This window comes from Spirosoma terrae (assembly GCF_010435915.1).
Lineage (GTDB): Bacteria > Bacteroidota > Bacteroidia > Cytophagales > Spirosomataceae > Spirosoma > Spirosoma terrae.
Window position 1 is genome coordinate 1 of sequence record NZ_JAAFZH010000042.1, and the last position, 1,378, is coordinate 1,378.

1 protein-coding gene and 2 pseudogenes are annotated in these 1,378 nt (G+C 46.3%); 1 reads left to right on the forward strand and 2 read right to left on the reverse strand.

Annotated elements, in window-relative coordinates; genetic code table 11:
• Window positions 1-128 precede the first annotated feature (128 nt).
• Window positions 129-350: pseudogene (locus GK108_RS31580) on the forward strand (IS3 family transposase); the annotation flags it as partial.
• A 52-nt stretch (window positions 351-402) separates the two neighbouring features.
• On the opposite strand, the gene GK108_RS30950 reads toward GK108_RS31580, so the two are convergent.
• A complete protein-coding gene (locus tag GK108_RS30950) occupies window positions 403-756 on the reverse strand; it encodes a hypothetical protein (protein WP_163955473.1) in 354 nt (117 codons plus the stop codon).
• Window positions 757-971: 215 nt separating this feature from the next.
• Window positions 972-1,378: pseudogene (locus GK108_RS30955) on the reverse strand (hypothetical protein); the annotation flags it as partial.

Genomic DNA, 1,378 nt, shown 5'->3' on the forward strand with positions numbered 1-1,378 from the left:
ACACCTATCAGCTCAGTGCTGGCAGCGTTGTTCATTCGGATCGCGGTGGACAGTACATCGGCAAACGGTGGCCGATCATCGTTTTCGACAAAGTATGACGGGGCCGCCCGAGCGGTCGCCCTGAGGATCCTTATGACAATGCATTTATGGAGTCCTGCTGGTCGAGGTTGAAAGCAGAGCTGTTTGAAAATGGCGTATTCAGGTCGTTAGAAGATGCCCGTATTGAATTGTTTGATTACATTGAATGCTATTACAATCGAAAACGACGGCATTCGTCGTTAGGCAACATCAGTCCTGAGCAATTTGAGCACAACTATTATCTAATTTTGAATCAAAACTTGCATACTTGACTGTCCGGCTAAACAGGACCACCTCATTATCCTAATAGCTTAGAAATGTACGCTATTTCTTATCTAGTAATTGCTTCGTCAATCGTTTCAGCTCATTGATCTCAGCTTGTTGTTGCTGTAACTCCTGTTTCATTTGAAGCTTATCCTTTTCCAACTGAATGCTATACAGCGTCAGTTCCTCAATCTTCTCCAGTATCTTGGCATCCATCCTAACCGCATCAATACCTTGTTCAACGACCTCGGCCGCTGAAGGCACGCCTGGCAAATGCTGATGCTTCTGAATGTATTGATCCACCTCCGCGAGAGATCGCAGCTTGTAGCCCGCCATAAACACCTTATCCGACCAGTCGGAAACATTACGTACCGAGTAACGACCGGCGGAGGTCAGCACCAACTTACCAGTCACATCGACCGTCAGCAGTTTATCGGTTGTGGCAAGCTGAACAGGGCTATTAGCAGTGAGTCGACTTAAGCGAATACCCGATTCGTTATCAACTCCGCTATTGACTTCCAGACGAGTCGTTGGGGCTGAAGTGCCAATACCTACACTGGCCTGATTGCCTAAGATAACGGCATCACTGATGGCTACGGTTGCGCCTGCGCCAATGGCCGTAGCATTCGTTAGGTTCTGTGCAATGGCATCGGCCCAAGTAGCGTGTTTCGTGAGCCACTGTCATGATTGCCGGTGTTGAAGCCAATGTAGACATTATCATCGGTGTTGCTACTGGCTGGACCTGCACCGTTGCCCACAAAGGTGTTGTTGTTACCAGTGACATTGCCTTGACCGGAATTAGTACCAAAGAAAGTGTTGCCTACTCCAGAAGTATTTGTTTGAGCTGATTGAAAGCCAACGAATGTATTTCCATCAACATAAGTTTCAAAACCTGCCCGAAAACCTACAAATGTGTTTTGAATGCCATTTTTATTCGCAAAGACTGATTTTCCACCAATGAATACGTTACTGGAAGCATTATTGTTTAATCCAGCAGAGTCGCCAATCATAACCACATTGTTGCCAGTTCTATTAA